Origin of the sequence: uncultured Mucilaginibacter sp., from assembly GCF_913773635.1 — a bacterium.
Lineage (GTDB): Bacteria > Bacteroidota > Bacteroidia > Sphingobacteriales > Sphingobacteriaceae > Mucilaginibacter.
In genome coordinates this window covers 91,029-109,092 of the sequence record NZ_CAJYGQ010000001.1, presented here as the reverse complement: position 1 = coordinate 109,092, position 18,064 = coordinate 91,029, and the positions used below count along the sequence as shown (strand labels likewise).

The following is an 18,064-nucleotide window of genomic DNA, read 5'->3' as shown; positions in this document are numbered from 1 at the left end:
GGGTAAAAGGTGTGATGCAGCTGCATTGCACCTTTTTTGGTTATAAAGGTTCGCTTATATAACTTTTAGATACTCGCTCACGTTAAACATTTAATGTCATACTATTGCAATATTGGCTTATAATTTGTTATTTACAATTTGTAATACTGACCCGTTACTTGCTTAAATATTGATGGCCCTTAACAAATTGATGCTTTCATGGATATTGTTGCTTGCTCCGGCTTTACTGGTAGCTCAAGACACCAGTACTATAGTATCAACCTTTAAGCAAAAAAATATTGACACAACGGGTCAAAAAGATTTAATCGATGTTTTCAGAACAGTGTTTAAGCCAAAAACTAAACGCAATGATATAAAGCTTGATCAAAAGGAGGACAAAGTGTATTTCTCCTTTTTACCAACGGCATCGGCATTGCCGAGTGGTGGTGGAAAAATGTTTGTTACCTCTACCACTGCCAGCTTCTACATGGGTAACGAGCAAACTACCAATATTTCAAACATCAGCTTTACTCCATACTTCAATCTCAATGGTAGGTTTGGCTTACCACTACGCTCAAGTGTTTGGCTAAACGATAACAAATGGTATATAGCCGGCGACACGCGTTTTTTAGTTTATCCGCAAGACACCTGGGGCCTTGGTGGCGGCACTCCTGAAAGTGCTCGCATGCGTGTTGATTATAAGTACATTCGTTTTTATCAAAGTTTACTCAGGCGCATTAAACCGTACTTTTTTGCAGGCGTAGGTTACAACCTTGATTACCACATGCGCATTAAAACCAATCATGATGCGCCAGAACTTGATGATGCATCTGGCTATATATTCGGAACCGCTCAAGGTCAAAACTCATTTTCATCGGGTGTTACGGTTAATTTGCTTTATGACACCCGTAATAATTCCATCAATCCCCTGCCCGGCTGTTATGCTAATTTAGTTTACCGCTATAACTCAACTTTACTTGGTAGCACCAGGCCGTGGTCATCACTTTATGCCGATGTAAGAAAGTACATTGCACTTGATGAAACCAAACCATCGCGCCAAAACACACTTGCTTTCTGGACTTATTTCTGGACAACGTTAGACCGTGGCACCCCTTATCTAAGTCTGCCGGCTGTGGGTTGGGATTTTTATAATACATCAGGGCGCGGTTTGGAGCAAAACCGTTACCGCGGACAAGCATTATGGTATACCGAAGCCGAGTATCGTCGCAGCATTACACGTAACGGTTTGCTTGGCTTTGTACTATTTGCAAACGTAACAACAGTGAATGAGCCTGATACACGGCAATTCAACTACTTTCACCCTGCAGCAGGTGGCGGTTTACGCATTAAAGTAAACAAGGCCTCAAATACTAATATTGCCATTGACTATGGCATGAGCAAAGGTTTCTCATCAATACGTTTTGGATTGGGTGAAGCTTTCTAAGTTCTTCTTCAATATTTACTAAATACAAGCAATTAGCAATACAATCGATTGCAGAAAATATTTAGGTAACCCCGAAAATTAATTGCATTTTTACACCGCATTCTTTAGCTTTAACAAATTTAAAATAAGTGTTATTCTGACATTTAATTCAATACATACCATTAATTATGAAGTTTTTTATCGACACGGCCAACCTGTCTCAAATTAGCGAAGCCCATGACATGGGGATTTTAGACGGTGTAACCACTAACCCATCACTCATGGCTAAAGAAGGTATTACCGGCCATGATAATGTAATTGCTCATTATAAAGCTATATGCGACATTACCGATGGTGATGTTAGCGCCGAAGTAATTGCAACTACTTATGATGAAATGGTTGCCGAAGGTTTGGCTTTGGCCGAGCTGCACGAACGCATTGTTGTAAAAGTGCCAATGATTAAAGATGGTGTTAAAGCCATTAAATATTTTACCCAGCAAGGTATTAAAACTAACTGTACACTGGTATTTTCGGCTGGTCAGGCATTATTGGCTGCTAAAGCGGGTGCTACCTACGTATCGCCGTTTATTGGCCGTTTAGATGACGTATCAACAGATGGCTTAACTTTGATTGAAGATATCCGTTTGATATATGATAACTACGGGTACGAAACTCAAATTCTTGCAGCTTCGGTTCGTCATGCTATGCACATCATTAATTGTGCTAAAATTGGTGCCGATGTTATCACCGGCCCACTTAGCGCAATTACTGCTTTGTTGAAACACCCGTTAACCGACAACGGCCTGGCTCAGTTCCTTGCCGACCATGCTAAAGCTGCTGCAGCGGGCGTTGAGCCGGTTAAATAATTTTAAGTTTATGGTCCATAGTTCATGGCTGCTTAGGCTCACGCTATGAACTATAAACCATTAACTATGAACTAATATCAATCAACTAATACTAAAAATGACACAAGATATTTCAGAGCTTAAAAATATTGCCTCACAAGTACGCCGCGATGTTGTGCGCATGGTGCACGGCTGTCAAAGCGGTCATCCGGGTGGCTCATTAGGCTGTACCGATTACTTGGTAGCCTTATATTTTTCAATCATGAAAAACGACCCGTCTTTTAATATGGACGGTGTTGGCGAAGACCTTTTCTTTTTATCAAACGGGCACATATCACCTGTTTTCTATTCGGTACTGGCTCACGCCGGTTACTTTGACAAATCAGAATTAGGAACTTTCCGTAAGTTAGATTCAAGGCTGCAAGGTCACCCTACTACGCACGAAGGTTTGCCTGGCATTCGCATGGCATCCGGGTCATTAGGCCAGGGCTTATCGGTTGGTATTGGTGCTGCGTTGAGTAAAAAGCTCAACGGTGATGACCGCCTGGTATTTACTTTACATGGCGATGGAGAATTACAGGAAGGCCAAATTTGGGAAGCAGCTATGTTTGCTCCACACAACCGTGTCGACAACCTGATTGCTACAGTTGATGTAAATGGCCAGCAAATTGATGGTCCTACGAAAGTGGTATTATCATTAGGCGATTTGCGTGCTAAGTTTGAAGCTTTCGGCTGGGAGGTTATGGAAATGCAGGGCAATGACATGGCCTTGGTTGTTGAAGGACTGCAAAAAGCTATTGCCCTTAGCGGTAAAGGCAAACCGGTAATGATATTGATGCAAACCGAGATGGGTGCCGGAGTTGATTTTATGATGGGCAGCCACAAATGGCACGGCGTTGCACCTAACGATGCCCAGTTACAGCAGGCGTTAGATCAATTACAGGAAACTTTAGGAGACTACTAAGAACAGAGCCAAGAGTAGAAAACAAAATTTTAACTCGTAATTCACGTTTCCAACAAAAATTAACTGAATAACTCAATCACTTAAGAAGAAAACAGTGACCAAGTATACATATACAGAGAAAAAAGATACGCGTTCGGGCTTTGGAGCAGGTTTGCTTGAGGCTGGTAAACGCAACCCTAAAGTTGTTGCCCTTTGTGCCGATTTGGTTGGCTCACTTAAAATGCAGGATTTTATCAATGCATTCCCGGAACGTTTTGTACAGGTAGGTATTGCCGAAGCTAACATGATGGGTATTGCAGCCGGTATGACAATTGGTGGCCATGTTCCATTCACCGGTACTTTTGCCAACTTTTCAACCGGCCGCGTTTACGATCAAATTCGCCAATCAATAGCTTATTCTGATAAAAACGTTAAAATTTGTGCTTCACACGCCGGTTTAACCCTGGGCGAAGATGGCGCAACCCACCAGATACTGGAAGATTTGGGTATGATGAAAATGCTTCCGGGCATGACCGTTATTAACCCTTGTGATTATAACCAAACCAAAGCAGCTACCATTGCCATTGCCGAGCATCATGGCCCGGTTTACTTGCGTTTCGGTCGCCCGGTAGTGCCTATCTTCACCCCTGCCGATCAGGTTTTTGAAATTGGTAAGGCCTGGATGGTTAGTGAAGGTACTGATGTTACCATTATTGCAACCGGCCACCTGGTGTGGGAAGCCATACAAGCAGGAGAGCAACTGGAAGCTATGGGTATTTCAGCTGAGATAATTAACATCCACACCATCAAACCTTTGGATGAAGAAGCCATTTTAAAATCAGTTAGCAAAACACGTTGCGTGGTAACAGCCGAAGAGCACAACCGCCTAGGTGGTTTAGGTGATTCGGTTGCACAGGTATTAATTAAAAACCTGCCGGCACCACAAGAGTACGTAGCAGTTAATGATTCATTTGGTGAATCAGGTACACCAGAGCAACTGATGCAGAAATATAAGCTTAATGCACCTGCCATTGTTGAGGCAGCGCAAAAAGCTATCCAGCGTAAAGGATAAATTAATTCGCTAATACAAAACAGAAAAAGCTGCCTTCAAGGCGGCTTTTTCTGTTTACACGCTGTATTAATCAGCGAGGCTACATCCCCTCTCTATACCGTAACAATCAGGTTTATTATACAACTATAAACGCTACCTTTACATTTGTCATTAAAATGAATTTGATGAAATGAGTATTCCTGATAAAGAAATTACGATATACGATATTGCCAAAGCTTTAAATATTTCAGCAGCTACCGTAAGCCGTGCATTGATGGACCATCCCTCGGTAAATATTAATACCAAAGCAAAGGTGCAGGAAACGGCAAAAAGCATGGGATACCGCTCAAACCAAATGGCCAGCAACCTGCGTAAGCGTAAAAGTAACATCATTGGCATTATAGTAGGTAACCTCAACAGCAGCTTCATGTCAAACGTTATTGCCGGCGCCGAAAGAGTTTTGAGTGATGCCGGCTATAATCTCATCATCAGTCAATCCCTTGATAATGTTAACAAAGAAATTAACATAGCGCAGGCTATGTACAATAACCGGGTTGATGGGTTGCTGGTATCTTTAGCTTATGAAACGGAGAATGCAGACCATTTCGAAAGTTTTGTAAAACGCGGTATTCCGCTGGTATATTTTGACCGTGTTTGGCCGCACCCTAAATGCCCGGGTATTGAGATAGACAATATAAAGGCCGCTTATGATATTACTGAGCACTTAATTACACAGGGCTGTAAACGCATTGCGCATGTTACTGCCTTTAAAATAAGTAGTGTAGCAGCCGATAGGTTTACCGGCTATAAAAAGGCATTGGAAGATTATAATATACCTTTTAATGAAAGCTTAGTTATTAAGACAGACCTTACCATGAATGCTGGGATTGATGCGGCTCAACAAATAATGAATATGGAAGAGCGGCCTGATGCTGTTTTTGTTACTAACGATGCCTGCGCCGTAGGCTGCATGCAGGAGATAAAAAAATCTGGCATACGCATTCCTCAGGATATTGCCTTTGCCGGGTTTAACAATGACACCGAAGCAAGTATAATTGAGCCCAATTTGACAACGGTAAATTACAAAGGCGATATAATGGGCGAAGAGGCCGCCCGCATACTTGTTAACCGTATAAATAACACATCAGCAGCTGCTCAATCTGCAAAAAGAATCACGCAAAAATCCGAGATAATAATCAGGGATTCATCAGTTAAAAGGAAGTAAAGGCCAAAAAAGCCGCTGCAATGCTTATTTTTGCGGCGCATGGCAGAGTTCGTCAATAAATCGCCTCGTGATTTACGCATAGGGTGTGCAGTCTTCTTTTTTATTTCAGGCTTTGGTTATTCATCATGGGCGTCGCGTATACCAAGTGTACAGCATGATTTGCATTTGAATGAAGCCCAGTTAGGTTCATTACTTTTTGCACTTCCAATTGGCCTCATGGCAACTATGCCCGTTACAGGCCGGCTGCTTAGCCATTACACCAGCCGCAGCATAATGATGTTTGGTGCGTTGCTGTTTAATGCTGTGCTGCTGTTTTTGGGTCTTGCAACCACGGTTTGGCAATTTGCCGTTATACTATTTGCATTTGGCTCAGGCCGAAACTTGCTTAATTTATCTGTTAATGCACAATCAGTAGGTGTACAATCGCTATATCCAAAGTCTATAATCACAACCTTTCATGGTATTTGGAGCATGGCCGGCTTTGCAGGTGCTGCCGTTGGATATGTGATGGTTAGCTTTAATATCGGTTTACTGTATCATCTTGGCGCTGTAAGTTTACTGCTTTGTGCGGCCTCAATCTATTACTATCCGTCAACATTTCACCAGAAACCAAAGCCTGTTGAACGTAAACCATTTTTAATACTGCCTGATAAGCACATGCTTAAGTTTGCAGTTATTTGCTTCGCCTGCATGGCTTGTGAAAACACCATGTACGATTGGAGTGCCATTTACTTTGAAAAAGCCATTTATACCGGCAAGGCCACGGCAACAGCGGCTTTTGTAGGCTATATGATAGCTATGACCATAGCGCGTTTTGTTGGAGATAAGGTTGTTACACGTATTGGCATTAAAAACATGCTCAACTATAGTGGTTGGTTTATATTTGCCGGACTGCTGCTTGCCGTACTAGTGCCTTACGCCATACCTGCGGCTATAGGATTTATGCTTGTGGGCCTTGGCGTTGCCTGCGTTGTACCGCTGGTTTTCAGTATTGCAGGTAAATCTGCCACGTTAAGCAGCGGGGTCGCTATTGCTTCTATATCTACTATAGGTTACTTCGGTTTCTTACTTGTACCGCCATTTGTCGGCTACGTTGCACAAGCGGTTGGCCTACGCTGGTCTTTTGGCTTAATAGCCATGTTAGGCGGTTTAATTGTGCTAATGGTGCAAAAAATTAAAGAATAATATTTTGTTTGGCAAATAATCCATAATTTTAGTAGACCTTACTGCTATTTAAATGGATATCAACAGTCTTACAAATTGATTGAAAGACTGCGGTATTTATAAATCGCTTTAAGACGATATTCAAACCAATTGTTTGCTTGTAAAGGTCAATTTTTTATTTGGCTGCATTTTTTCCTATAATTGTACCTCACTTTTAACTATGCTATCTAAGAAAACTAAGTATGCCATTAAGGCGCTGATTGTTTTGGGAAAAAACAAAGACAATCCGCCGATGCAGATTGCGCAGATAGCAGAGCTGGAAAAAATACCTAAAAAGTTTCTTGAAGTTATATTGCTTGAATTACGCAAAGCTGGATTTTTGTACAGCAAAAAAGGAGCAGGTGGCGGCTACGCCATAAACAAAGACCCAAAAGATATTTTTTTAGTAAGCATACTTCGCATTACTGATGGGCCCATTGCCATGGTGCCTTGCGTAAGTCTTAACTTTTATCACCGTTGCGAAGAATGCCACAACGAGTCTACCTGCGGTATCAGAAGTATGTTTATGGACATCAGAGATGCAACGCTAAAAATACTTTCTGAAACCAGCATTGCCGACTTAATCAGCAAGGAGGTTTCCCTTGGTGATTCTGCATTAATAGATCTGAATTAACTATTCGCCCATTAGTTGCTCCTTGGTTTGTTGCAAACGGTAGGCTTCGTCCTTTGGCAACACCGGGTATTGCAATTCCAAGCTTTTCAGCGTTTCTACAATTACGCTTGATATGGCTATCCGTGAAAACCACTTTTTATCAGCCGGTATAATATACCATGGAGCATCATCATTGGCAGTTTCGCTTATGGCTTGTTCATAAGCCGCCATATAATCCTTCCAATACCCTCTCTCTTTTATATCAGCCGCACTAAATTTCCAGTTCTTTGAAGGATCGTCGATACGTTGCAAAAACCTCTTTTTCTGTTCCTTTTTTGATAGATGCAAAAAGAATTTAATAACTACAGTTCCGTTGTTATGCAGGTTTCGTTCAAAGGCTCTGATGCTCTTGTAACGCTCATTCCAAAACTTATCGTCAATATCCTCAACTCTATGTATGTCAGGCAAATTTTCTCTTAGAACGTTTTCGGGATGTACCTTACTAACCAGTACATTCTCATAATGCGACCGGTTATGGATGCCTATGCGTCCGCGCTCGGGTAAAGCTTTACTATGACGCCATAAAAAATCATGATTATACTCCTCGGTACTTGGCTGCTTAAAACTATAAACCTGGCATCCTTGCGGATTTATGCCCGACATAGTGTGTTTTATAGCTCCATCCTTACCGGCTGCATCCATAGCCTGAAATATAAGCAGCATGCTATATTTATTGGCCGCGTAAAGCTTATCCTGTAAATCGGCTGTTTCTTTAACCAGCGCTTTTAAAATTGCTTTTGCATCTTCTTTTTTTACATCAGCAGTATAGTCTGTATCGAAATTGTTAAGAGAAATTTTCTTATTACCGGTAATTTTAAAATTGTTAGTTATATTTTGCATGATTAAAATAGCTTTGTGCGATGTTAGCATAAAATTTACAACGCATATTACCGTTATTGGTATTGGTTGGTGGCTTTATGTTACTATATAACTTACAATTTTAGCCAATGTTTAAACGTGTCCGCAATCCTATACTGCGTTACCTTCTGATATTTATTTATTTCGTCATTATATTCTTCTGCTCTATAGAGTTAAACCTGTTCGGAATATTTGGCTATTCGCCAAGTTTACAGGATATTAAAGACCCTACGCTATCATTATCATCAGAAGTATATACCGCCGATGGGAAACTGCTTGCCAAGTTTTACAAGGAGAACCGCTCACCTATAGAGTATAAAGATCTTTCGCCTAACCTGATTAATGCCCTGGTGGCTACAGAAGATGTTAGGTTTTATAAACATGGCGGTGTTGACTATTATGGCTTTTTTACCAGCTTAATATCTACTGCCACCGGCGACAGGCGCGGTGCCAGTACCATAACGCAACAGCTTGCCAAAAATCTTTTCAAAACCCGTAAACGTAAAGCTCAAGGTTTTATACGGCATATTCCGCTGGTGCGTACAGTGGCATTTAAGTTTAAGGAGTGGCTTACGGCGTTTAAAATTGAACACCTTTACAACAAGCAACAAATACTTACCATGTATTTTAACACGGTAACATTTGGCAATAACTCCTTTGGGATAAAAACAGCTACGTTAAAATATTTTAATAAAAACCCTCAGCAAGTTAACGCTGCCGAAGCTGCACTGTTAATTGGTATGCTTAAGGCAACATCAACCTACAACCCTATACGTTATCCCGACAAAGCGGTTGAACGCCGTAACGTAGTGTTAGGGCAAATGGAAAAATACGGCTACCTGAAAAAGGCTGAGTATGATGCCAACATTAAACAGCCAATAGGGCTTGATTTAAGTCACATTGAAGAGGTGGGTCAAAGTGACTCTTACTTACGCAGGGCAGTTGAAAAGTGGCTTGATAAGTGGCTTAAAGAGAACGACTACGATTTGTATGAAGACGGCTTGAAAATTTATACCACTATTGACTCAAAGCTGCAGGGCTTTGCGGAAGAAGCCGTTGCCGAAAAGATGAAAATGTTGCAGCGCAGGTTTTATAACGTATGGCGGGGCAAAAATCCATGGCGCGACTCAAAAGGCAATGAGATACCCGACTTTTTATGGAAAGCCAAACAGAAGCTGCCTATTTACAGCTTATTGAAGAAGAAATACAACGGTGATACTGTTGAGATAAACAAGTATTTTGATAAGCCTAAACAAATGAAGGTATTTACCTGGAAAGGTGAACGCGATACTACATTTTCAACAACCGATTCAATTATTTACTACACCAAATTGCTTAATACCGGCATGATGACTATTGAGCCATCTACCGGGAAAATAAAGGTTTGGATTGGCGGAATTGACAACAAGTACTTCAAATACGATCACGTTAACCAGGCTAAAAGGCAGGCTGGCTCAACGTTCAAGCCTTTTGCTTATTTAACTGCAATTGATAACGGCCATTCACCTTGCGATAAGTTCACCGATAAACCGGTATCAATTTCATATGATGATAACGGCAAGCCTGAAGTTTGGGAACCTAAAAACGCCGACTTTCATTTCTCATACCGTGAAATGTCTTTACGTTGGGCCATGGGCAAATCTGTTAACTCAATTACTGCACAAATTACGCAGGAAGTTGGCTGGGATAAGGTGGTTGAATATGCTCACAAGTGCGGTATTGAAAGTCCGCTGAAAGCTGTCCCTTCAGTCTCATTGGGTTCAAACGACGTATCAGTTTATGAAATGGTTAGGGCTTACAGCACATTCTTGAATAGGGGCGAAAGAATTGATCCGCTTTTGGTTACAAAGATTACTGATCATAATGATAATGTTATTAAAGAATTCGGACTTAAAAGCACACGCGTAATCAGCGAGGAAACAGCTTGGCTAATGCTGTATATGTTCCGCGGCGGCATGGAGGAACCCGGTGGCACCTCACAAGCGCTATGGGAATATCCAATTCTTTGGAAAAAAGCCAGCAATCAAATTGGTGGTAAAACCGGAACCTCATCTGATTATGTGGACGGATGGTATATGGGTATAACCAAAGATTTAATAACAGGAATTTGGGTTGGTGCCGATGACCGTAGTGTACACTTCAATTCATCTGAAACAGGTGAAGGGTCACATACTGCACTACCTATCTTTGGTTCTTTTATGGAGAAGGTTTATTCCGACCCTTCATCAGGCTACACTTATGGGCCTTTTCCTAAGCCTTGGTCTAAAATAACTAAAACTTACATGTGTCCGTCGCCACGCATCAGGGTTGACACCTCATCGGTAAGTGATAGCACAAGCGCACCGGCCGATAGCAGTATTATTGCACCGCCTGATACTACTGCGCAACAATAATTGCCAACCATTACGCAATTTGCAGTAATTTAAATAAATTTAACCTGTTCTTTTACAGTTATAACCGTTGTATATGAGTAAATTATACTTTGTGGTAAGCAAAGTTAAAAAGGTTTGCCTCCTGCTTGTTTTCGTTCTAAGTATCGTGTTCATGAGCCAACCGGCCCAGGCTCAGTATTTTGGGCAAAATAAGGTTCGCTATAAAAATTTGAAGTTCAAAGTATTTAAAACTCCTCACTTTGAAATTTACTACTACATGAAAAACGATAGCTTGCTCAAGCGTTTTGCGCAGGAGAGCGAGCTGTGGTATACTCTGCATCAACAGGTTTTCAGAGACACTTTCAAACGCCCCAACCCTATTATATTATATGCCGATCATCCTGATTTTCAACAAACCACGGCCATTGATGGTGATATAGGAGTAGGTACAGGCGGTGTTACCGAAGGGTTAAAAAACCGTGTGGTTATGCCAATTATGGAAACCAACCACACCACCCGCCATGTACTAGGGCACGAGTTGGTGCATGCATTTCAGTACCACATACTTTTAGAGAGTGATACAACCGGCCAAAATAACATCAACAATTTGCCACTATGGATGATTGAAGGTATGGCTGAGTATTTATCATTAGGAAAAAAGGATGCATATACAGCAATGTGGATGCGCGATGCCTACTTAAATAACGACATACCTACCATACGAGATTTGACGGAAAGCGGCAAGTATTTCCCGTACAGGTATGGGGAGGCGTTTTGGTCATACTTAGGATCAACCTACGGCGATACCATCATCGTACCGTTCTTCAAAAATGTTGCCCGTTTTGGACTAGAGTATGGTATACGGCGTACGTTTGGATATGATGATAAAACTTTATCAAACCTATGGAAAAACTCCATAGTAAATATGTATAAACCTTATTTGAAAGACACAACTCAGTTTTTGCCCGGAACCAAGGTAATTGACAACAAAAACTCAGGCGAAATGAACGTTGCGCCCTCTGTTAGTCCTGACGGCAAATACATGACGTTCCTTTCTGAAAAAGATTTGTTTTCGATTGATTTATTTTTGGCCGACGCTAAAACGGGTAAAATTATACGGCGACTCACAAGCAAAACGTCCAATACGCACATAGATGAATTCAACTTTATCGAATCGGCCGGAACCTGGTCGCCGGATGGCAAAAAGTTTGCGTTCAGCGTTTTCAGCGGTGGTCGAAACCGAATGCTTGTTGTATCGGTGCCAAGCGGAAAAGTTCTTCAAAATATTTCAATGGGGCGGGTGGGTCAATTCAGTAACCTTACTTGGTCCCCCGATGGTAATTTAATAGCGTTCCAGGGTCTTGCTAACGGGCAAAGCGATTTGTATATGTATAACTTCAATACCAAAGAAGTTACGCAGCTAACCAACGATAAATTTTCAGATTATCAGCCAGCGTTTTCACGCGATGGTAGAAAGATAATTTTCACCAGCGACCGTACTACTTACGATGCTTCAACAACGCAAGCCATAACGTTTAACCTGGCCGAGCTCGACTTGGCGTCTCGCAAAGTAATCGATCTTAAAATTTTTGATGGTGCCAACAACATGAACCCGCAATACTCGGGTGATGGGAAACAGATTTATTTCCTCTCTAACCGAGATGGATTCCGCAACCTTTACAGGTTTACATCAGCCACCGGAAATGTTGAGCAAATGACTCATTTGTTCACCGGTATATCAGGTATTACCGAATTTTCACCTGCTTTAAGCGTATCTACAAATGACGATGTATTGTATTCTTATTATCGTGCACAAAAGTATACCCTTTATAATGCAAAGGCCAGCGACTTTAAAGATGTAAAAACTGTTGCTGCCAATGAAACTAATTTCGAAGCAGCACTACTGCCTCCGCCGCGTGCCGTTGGTGTTGATTTAATAAACTCCAACCTTAATAATTTCTTATCGTACCAGCGTATTGCTATCGACTCTATACAAAACATTCCGTATCGTCCGCAATTCAAGCTTGATTACCTTGCCAGCAGCGGTGTAGGCGTTGGCGTGGGCATAGGCGGTGCAGGCAGTTACGGTGCGGGTTTATCAAGCGGTATACAGGGCATGTTCAGTGATATATTGGGCAGAAATCAGATATATGCCGGAGCATCTGTCAACGGGGAAATTTATGATTTTGGTGCGCAGGCTCTATACATTAAGCAAACAGGCCGCTGGAACTTCGGCTTTGGTTTGTCTCACATACCCTACCAGCTTGCAACCTACAATATTGTACCAAGCAAGTTCACATACCAAAACAATTCAGGGCAGGATGTAACTGTTGATGCTGTTGAAGAGCGATTTGATATTATACGCATATTTCAGGATCAGGTAAGCGTGTTTACAGCTTATCCATTTTCAAAAACAACACGTGCCGAATTTGGAGGAGGCTTTTCGCATAACTCTTATATGGTTCATCGCTTTAGCACCTACTACCCTGATGGTGGCGGCATTTACCGCGATAGGCGCAGACGCGTTTCATTAGATGATTATAACAATGACCAATACAATAACGTAGGATATTTAAGGTCGTTTTCACTGGCTCAAATAAGTGCGGCTTTAGTTGGCGATAACTCTTATTTTGGCATTGCATCACCATTAAGCGGCTTCAGGTATCGCTTGCAGGCAGAATATAATGTGGGCTCCTACCGCTTCTTTTCGCCAACAATTGATTTGCGTAAATATGAGCGCTTAAAGCCCATAACACTTGCAGCGCGTTTTAATTCATTCGGCCGCTTTGGGCAAGAAACCGGTTTGTACCCATACTACATTGGTTATCCTTTCCTCATAAGAGGTTATGAAAGTCAAACCTTTTACAACAACTCTACGCAAGGATCAAATGGATTTACTATTGATCAGCTATCAGGATCAAGAGTTGCGGTATTTAATTTCGAGATCAGATTACCATTCACCGGTCCTGAAAAGCTGTCGGCAATAAAATCAAAGTTTTTATTCAGCGAATTGAATCTGTTTTTTGATGCAGGTTTAGCATGGAACAGCGGTAATACCATTAAATTCCAAAAAGCACCTGACTTATTATATTATCAGCCCCGTGTTGATGATAACAACAGGCCGGTTTTAGACAGTGAAGGAAAACCTATACTTGATGGGGTTTACAACACCAATCAGCGTGTTCCTGCGTTAAGTGCTGGTATTTCATTACGAGTAAACCTGTTTGGTGCGCTTATATTAGAGCCGTACTATGCAATTCCATTTAACCGTACCGATGTTAAAAAACCGGTGTTTGGCCTGAACTTTACCCCAGGCTGGTAATTGTACATAAGTTATAACTTTGAAAGCGGCCGTAGCGCCGCTTTTTTTCATAAAACAAATTTTATAGCAATCAGTAATATAAATACCTACACTATGAAATACTTAATATTGTTTATAACTACAATTCTATCGGTTACGGCCTCGGCGCAAACCATACCCACGCGCGGCTCGTCATATCAAGACTCGGTACGGGCAAGCGCTGCTGAAGGAAAAGTAATAATGGTTAATGGGGAACCTGTTAATAAGGCTATGGATTTTATAGAAAACTTAACGGCGTCAAAATCAAACACAATTTTTTTGAACGCGCTACGAGTATCAGGAATGTATGGAACATTAAAAAGCCGCGGACCTCTTACCCTATTGTTACCTGCCGATGATGATTTAAAGCAACAGCTTGGAGCAAGGTTAGATACATTGATGAAGCCAACTCATAAATATGAGCTGGTAAACTTTTTGAGCTATCATATATTACCCGGCCGTTATACAAGTAAGGACCTGTTAAAACTTATAAAAGATGCCCATGGAACAGCTACAATTTTAACGCTAGCCGGCAGCAAATTAACCGCTACCGTAAACGAAAACAGAAACATTATTTTAACCGACAACACTGGCGGCAAAAGCGTAATTGGATTATTTGATGTTGAAGAGAGCAACGGTATTATGCATACCTTAAGCAAATGCCTTATCCCTCAAGACCGCGCTTTATAGTTAACACTGCTCTATCCTGTTGCTTTGTTAAACAGCAAAAGCGCGTCTTCTGGCAGCAAGCGATGGTCTTAGCAGTGGTCTCACTCTGGCATTTTCCATCTGTAAACCAATAGTAAGATCAATCCAATCAGGGTTTACAGCTCTGATCATCTTTTCTTTTTGCGCACGGGTGAACGTGCTTAAAAGCTTAAAGCGTTCCATTGCCTGCTCTTCTGTATTTATCTCCTCGAAATATACTAAGCGATTTAGTTGCTGCGCTTTGTCAAAAAACAGCGTTGGCATCTCATCATAAAATTTTATTGTTTTTAAAATATCAGTACACAATCCAACGTGAAGATTATTGCGATTCCTATCAGTAAGGATATAGATGAAGTGTTTCATTTGATAATATATTTTGCTAAATAGAAATTTGTTACTAATTTTATGAGCATAAATTTACTAACAAATTTAGTATTTCCAAATTTTATGTCAATAATTTCATCTAATATTAAATTCCTCAGAAAAAAGAAAGGTCTTACGCAACAGCAATTTGCCGACGAAATTGGCATTAAACGCTCCCTAGTCGGTGCCTATGAGGAAGACCGTGCCGACCCAAAATATGATTTACTAAAAAAAATAGCACTATATTTTGAGGTGAGTATTGATGATTTTATCAATGAGACTATCAACGAGAAATGGGCCCCGAAGCCAAAAGGCAATCCGGCTAACTTGCGTGTTTTGAGTATTACGGTTGATAAAGATGAAAACGAAAATATTGAGATGGTACCGGTAAAAGCCAGCGCGGGTTACCTTAATGGCTACGCCGATCCGGAGTACGTATCAAATTTACCTAAGCTGTATTTACCTATGTTTAAACAAGGTACTTACCGTGCATTTGAAATAAAAGGCGACTCAATGCTGCCTTTAGTGTCAGGCACTGTAATTATTGGTGAGTATGTTGAAAACTGGGCCGATATCAAAGCTGGCGAAACTTACGTTGTATTATCAAAAAACGAAGGCGTGGTTTATAAACGGATTGGCAACAAGTACCGCGACAACAAAAAGTTGAAGTTACTGTCTGATAACCCGGCTTATGAACCATATGAAATTGGCGGGGAAGACATTTTGGAAATATGGAAAGCAAAAGCATTTTTATCTACACATTTGCCAATGCCTACGCCCGAGCCAAGCATTGAAAACCTCACTAGCATGATGGCCGAAATGCAGAAATCCATTTCACGTTTGCAAAGCAACAATTAAGTTACAGGCTTGTTATTAAACTCATAGCCAATATCTTTATCAAAAAACTAAACAAACTTAAAATGAAAAAGATCTTTTTGATGTGCTTTTTCCTGCTTGGAATTAGCGCTGTAAGCTTTGCCCAAGGTGGCGGAGGCAGAATGGGTGGCAATCCGGAAGAACAGGCTAAACGTTTACAGGCTCAGCTTAAGCTTGACGATGCACAAACCGCAAAAATTAAAGCGATTTACGATGTGCAGGCTAAAAAGCGCGACAGCCTAATGACGGCTACTAATGGCGACCGCCAGGCTATGATGCAAGCATGGCGCCCCATGATGGAAGCGTCGAATGCAAAAATTAAAGAGGTATTAACTGCCGATCAAAAAGCAGCCTTCGAAAAATGGCAAGCTGAAAGGGCAAGCAGAATGCGCCAGGGCGGTGGTAACCCTCCCCCGGCACAAAAGTAACCTTAAAAAAAGCGGCACTTAGCCGCTTTTTTTATTTTTGCATAAAATCAACGCCATTGGGAGCAAACGCTTACATCGAAAAGAAACTACAGCAGCGGATTGAAAGCCTATCATACAGAGAGCTGAAACCTGAAAGTCATTTAATTGATTTTTCCTCAAATGACTATCTTGGCTTTGCCAGATCGCCTCAATTAAAACAGCTCATAGCAGATGAACTTTCTGCACACCCAAACCATTTAAACGGTTCATCAGGCTCAAGGTTACTATCGGGTAATACAACGTATGCCGAAGAACTTGAGAACTTGATTGCTGAATATCATGATGCTCCTTCCGCTTTGCTTTTTAATTCAGGTTATGACGCCAATCTTGGTCTGCTATCCTCTGTACCACAGCGTGGCGATACCGTAATACATGATGAACTTGCACATGCATCAATCATAGATGGTATAAGACTTAGCCATGCCGACAGGTTTTCATTCAGACACAATGACATTCATGATCTTGAAAGAAAACTTAGTAAAGCCAAAGGCACCATCTTTATCATAGTTGAAAGTGTGTATTCAATGGATGGGGATATCGCTCCCTTAAAACAAATATGTGAACTTGCCAATAGTTTTAAGGCCGAAGTTATAGTGGATGAAGCGCACGCAATTGGCGTTTTTGGCAAAGGGCTAATATCGAACTTGGGTCTCAAAACAGAAATTTTTGCACAAATAATAACTTTTGGAAAAGCTATGGGGTGCCATGGAGCAGCGGTGCTTGGAAACACTGCCTTAAGGCAATATCTCATTAATTTTGCAAGGTCCTTCATCTATACAACCGCAGCATCATTTCATCAATTGGCAGCCATTAAAATGGCCTACAAGATGCTGAATTTAAACATTCACAAGATTTCGAAATTGCAGGAGAATATTGCGCTGTATAATCAGCTTATGAACCAAAAAGCGCCCATGCAGGTTTTAACAGAAAGCACAATCAAAACAATAATTATTGGCGGCAATAATGCAACAAAGCGAATGGCTGAGGCACTTCAGCAAAACAGCTTTGACGTAAGGCCTATTTTGAGCCCTACCGTAAGAACCGGCACTGAAAGGTTACGGATATGCATACACTCCTACAATACCAGGCATGAGATAGGTACTTTAGTGCAACTAATACAACAATTACAAAATGAAAAATAAAGCTCCATTGTTTGTTACAGGCATAGGTACTGATGTTGGTAAAACAGTAGTATCGGCCATAATGGTTGAATACTTGAAGGCTGACTATTGGAAACCCATACAATCAGGCGACCTGGATAACAGTGACACCATGAAAGTTAAGGCACTAGTATCAAATCCCATTTCAAAATTTCATAAAGAAGCATATCGGCTAAACCAACCGTTTTCGCCCCATAAGTCGGCCCGGTTAGATGGCGTAGAAATTGATCTTGAAAAAATAATTATTCCCGAAACCGATAACCAACTAGTTATTGAAGGAGCCGGCGGCCTGATGGTGCCATTAAACAATAAACATTTCATCATTGATTTAATTCAAAAGTTCAATGCAGAAGTTATTTTGGTAGTTAAACACTATTTAGGAAGCATTAACCATACGCTGCTCTCATTAGAGCTATTAAAGGCAAGAGGAATAGTTGTAAACAAAATTATATTTAACGGAGATAGAGATGAGGATAGTGAAAGTATAATTTTAAGTCGCCACGATAATTGCCATGCATCTATTCCTTTGATCAATGATTTAAGTAGAAATCAAGTTAAAAATCAAGTTATTTTATAGT

General features: G+C 41.0%; 16 protein-coding genes. 14 read left to right on the top strand and 2 right to left on the bottom strand.

Translation table 11 applies throughout. The annotated features are described in order from the left end of the window. Positions 1-172: 172 nt before the first annotated feature. From QZ407_RS00445 to QZ407_RS00415, 7 genes are all read left to right on the top strand, one after another. Positions 173-1,423, top strand: coding sequence for a BamA/TamA family outer membrane protein (locus QZ407_RS00445; protein WP_295767094.1), 1,251 nt, complete (start codon positions 173-175; stop codon positions 1,421-1,423). A 167-nt stretch (positions 1,424-1,590) separates the two neighbouring features. Beyond that, the gene (gene fsa / locus QZ407_RS00440; RefSeq protein WP_295767093.1) at positions 1,591-2,268 is read left to right on the top strand and encodes a fructose-6-phosphate aldolase; all 678 of its coding nucleotides are present in this window, start codon (positions 1,591-1,593) and stop codon (positions 2,266-2,268) included. Positions 2,269-2,365: 97 nt separating this feature from the next. Beyond that, on the top strand, positions 2,366-3,211 hold the full coding sequence (locus QZ407_RS00435; RefSeq protein WP_295767092.1) for a transketolase: 846 nt from the start codon (positions 2,366-2,368) through the stop codon (positions 3,209-3,211). 94 nt (positions 3,212-3,305) lie between these two features. Beyond that, the gene (locus QZ407_RS00430; RefSeq protein WP_295767091.1) at positions 3,306-4,262 is read left to right on the top strand and encodes a transketolase C-terminal domain-containing protein; all 957 of its coding nucleotides are present in this window, start codon (positions 3,306-3,308) and stop codon (positions 4,260-4,262) included. A 169-nt stretch (positions 4,263-4,431) separates the two neighbouring features. Then, positions 4,432-5,466, top strand: coding sequence for a LacI family DNA-binding transcriptional regulator (locus QZ407_RS00425; protein WP_295767090.1), 1,035 nt, complete (start codon positions 4,432-4,434; stop codon positions 5,464-5,466). Positions 5,467-5,505: 39 nt separating this feature from the next. Continuing rightward, a complete protein-coding gene (locus QZ407_RS00420; RefSeq protein WP_295767089.1) occupies positions 5,506-6,651 on the top strand; it encodes an MFS transporter in 1,146 nt (381 codons plus the stop codon). 199 nt (positions 6,652-6,850) lie between these two features. After that, on the top strand, positions 6,851-7,303 hold the full coding sequence (locus QZ407_RS00415) for an Rrf2 family transcriptional regulator (RefSeq protein ID WP_295767088.1): 453 nt from the start codon (positions 6,851-6,853) through the stop codon (positions 7,301-7,303). Here the strand turns inward: QZ407_RS00415 and QZ407_RS00410 are convergent, their stop codons facing one another. Continuing rightward, on the bottom strand, positions 7,304-8,182 hold the full coding sequence (locus QZ407_RS00410; protein ID WP_295767087.1) for a polyphosphate kinase 2 family protein: 879 nt from the start codon (positions 8,180-8,182) through the stop codon (positions 7,304-7,306). A 107-nt stretch (positions 8,183-8,289) separates the two neighbouring features. Here QZ407_RS00410 and QZ407_RS00405 point away from each other — a divergent pair, with 107 nt between their 5' ends. The 3 genes from QZ407_RS00405 (at position 8,290) to QZ407_RS00395 (ending at position 14,602) form a co-directional block, all read left to right on the top strand. Next, entirely contained in the window at positions 8,290-10,593 is a 2,304-nt protein-coding gene (locus tag QZ407_RS00405) for a transglycosylase domain-containing protein (protein WP_295767086.1), read from the top strand. A 73-nt stretch (positions 10,594-10,666) separates the two neighbouring features. Continuing rightward, positions 10,667-13,894, top strand: a complete 3,228-nt coding sequence (locus QZ407_RS00400; RefSeq protein WP_295767085.1) for a DPP IV N-terminal domain-containing protein — start codon at positions 10,667-10,669, stop codon at positions 13,892-13,894. A 93-nt stretch (positions 13,895-13,987) separates the two neighbouring features. Further along, positions 13,988-14,602, top strand: a complete 615-nt coding sequence (locus QZ407_RS00395) for a fasciclin domain-containing protein (protein WP_295767084.1) — start codon at positions 13,988-13,990, stop codon at positions 14,600-14,602. A gap of 27 nt (positions 14,603-14,629) precedes the next feature. On the opposite strand, the gene QZ407_RS00390 is transcribed toward QZ407_RS00395, so the two are convergent. Then, the gene (locus tag QZ407_RS00390; RefSeq protein WP_295767083.1) at positions 14,630-14,983 is read right to left on the bottom strand and encodes a GIY-YIG nuclease family protein; all 354 of its coding nucleotides are present in this window, start codon (positions 14,981-14,983) and stop codon (positions 14,630-14,632) included. 84 nt (positions 14,984-15,067) lie between these two features. Here QZ407_RS00390 and QZ407_RS00385 point away from each other — a divergent pair, with 84 nt between their 5' ends. The 4 genes from QZ407_RS00385 (at position 15,068) to bioD (ending at position 18,063) form a co-directional block, all read left to right on the top strand. Further along, entirely contained in the window at positions 15,068-15,841 is a 774-nt protein-coding gene (locus tag QZ407_RS00385) for an XRE family transcriptional regulator (RefSeq protein ID WP_295767082.1), read from the top strand. Positions 15,842-15,903: 62 nt separating this feature from the next. Further along, complete coding sequence (locus QZ407_RS00380; RefSeq protein WP_295767081.1) at positions 15,904-16,287, top strand: hypothetical protein; 384 nt, start codon at positions 15,904-15,906, stop codon at positions 16,285-16,287. A 56-nt stretch (positions 16,288-16,343) separates the two neighbouring features. Then, complete coding sequence (locus tag QZ407_RS00375) at positions 16,344-17,468, top strand: 8-amino-7-oxononanoate synthase (protein WP_295767080.1); 1,125 nt, start codon at positions 16,344-16,346, stop codon at positions 17,466-17,468. Continuing rightward, positions 17,458-18,063, top strand: coding sequence for a dethiobiotin synthase (gene bioD, locus QZ407_RS00370; protein ID WP_295767079.1), 606 nt, complete (start codon positions 17,458-17,460; stop codon positions 18,061-18,063). Before QZ407_RS00375 ends, bioD begins: the two co-directional genes overlap by 11 nt. The last annotated feature ends 1 nt before the right edge of the window (position 18,064 follow it).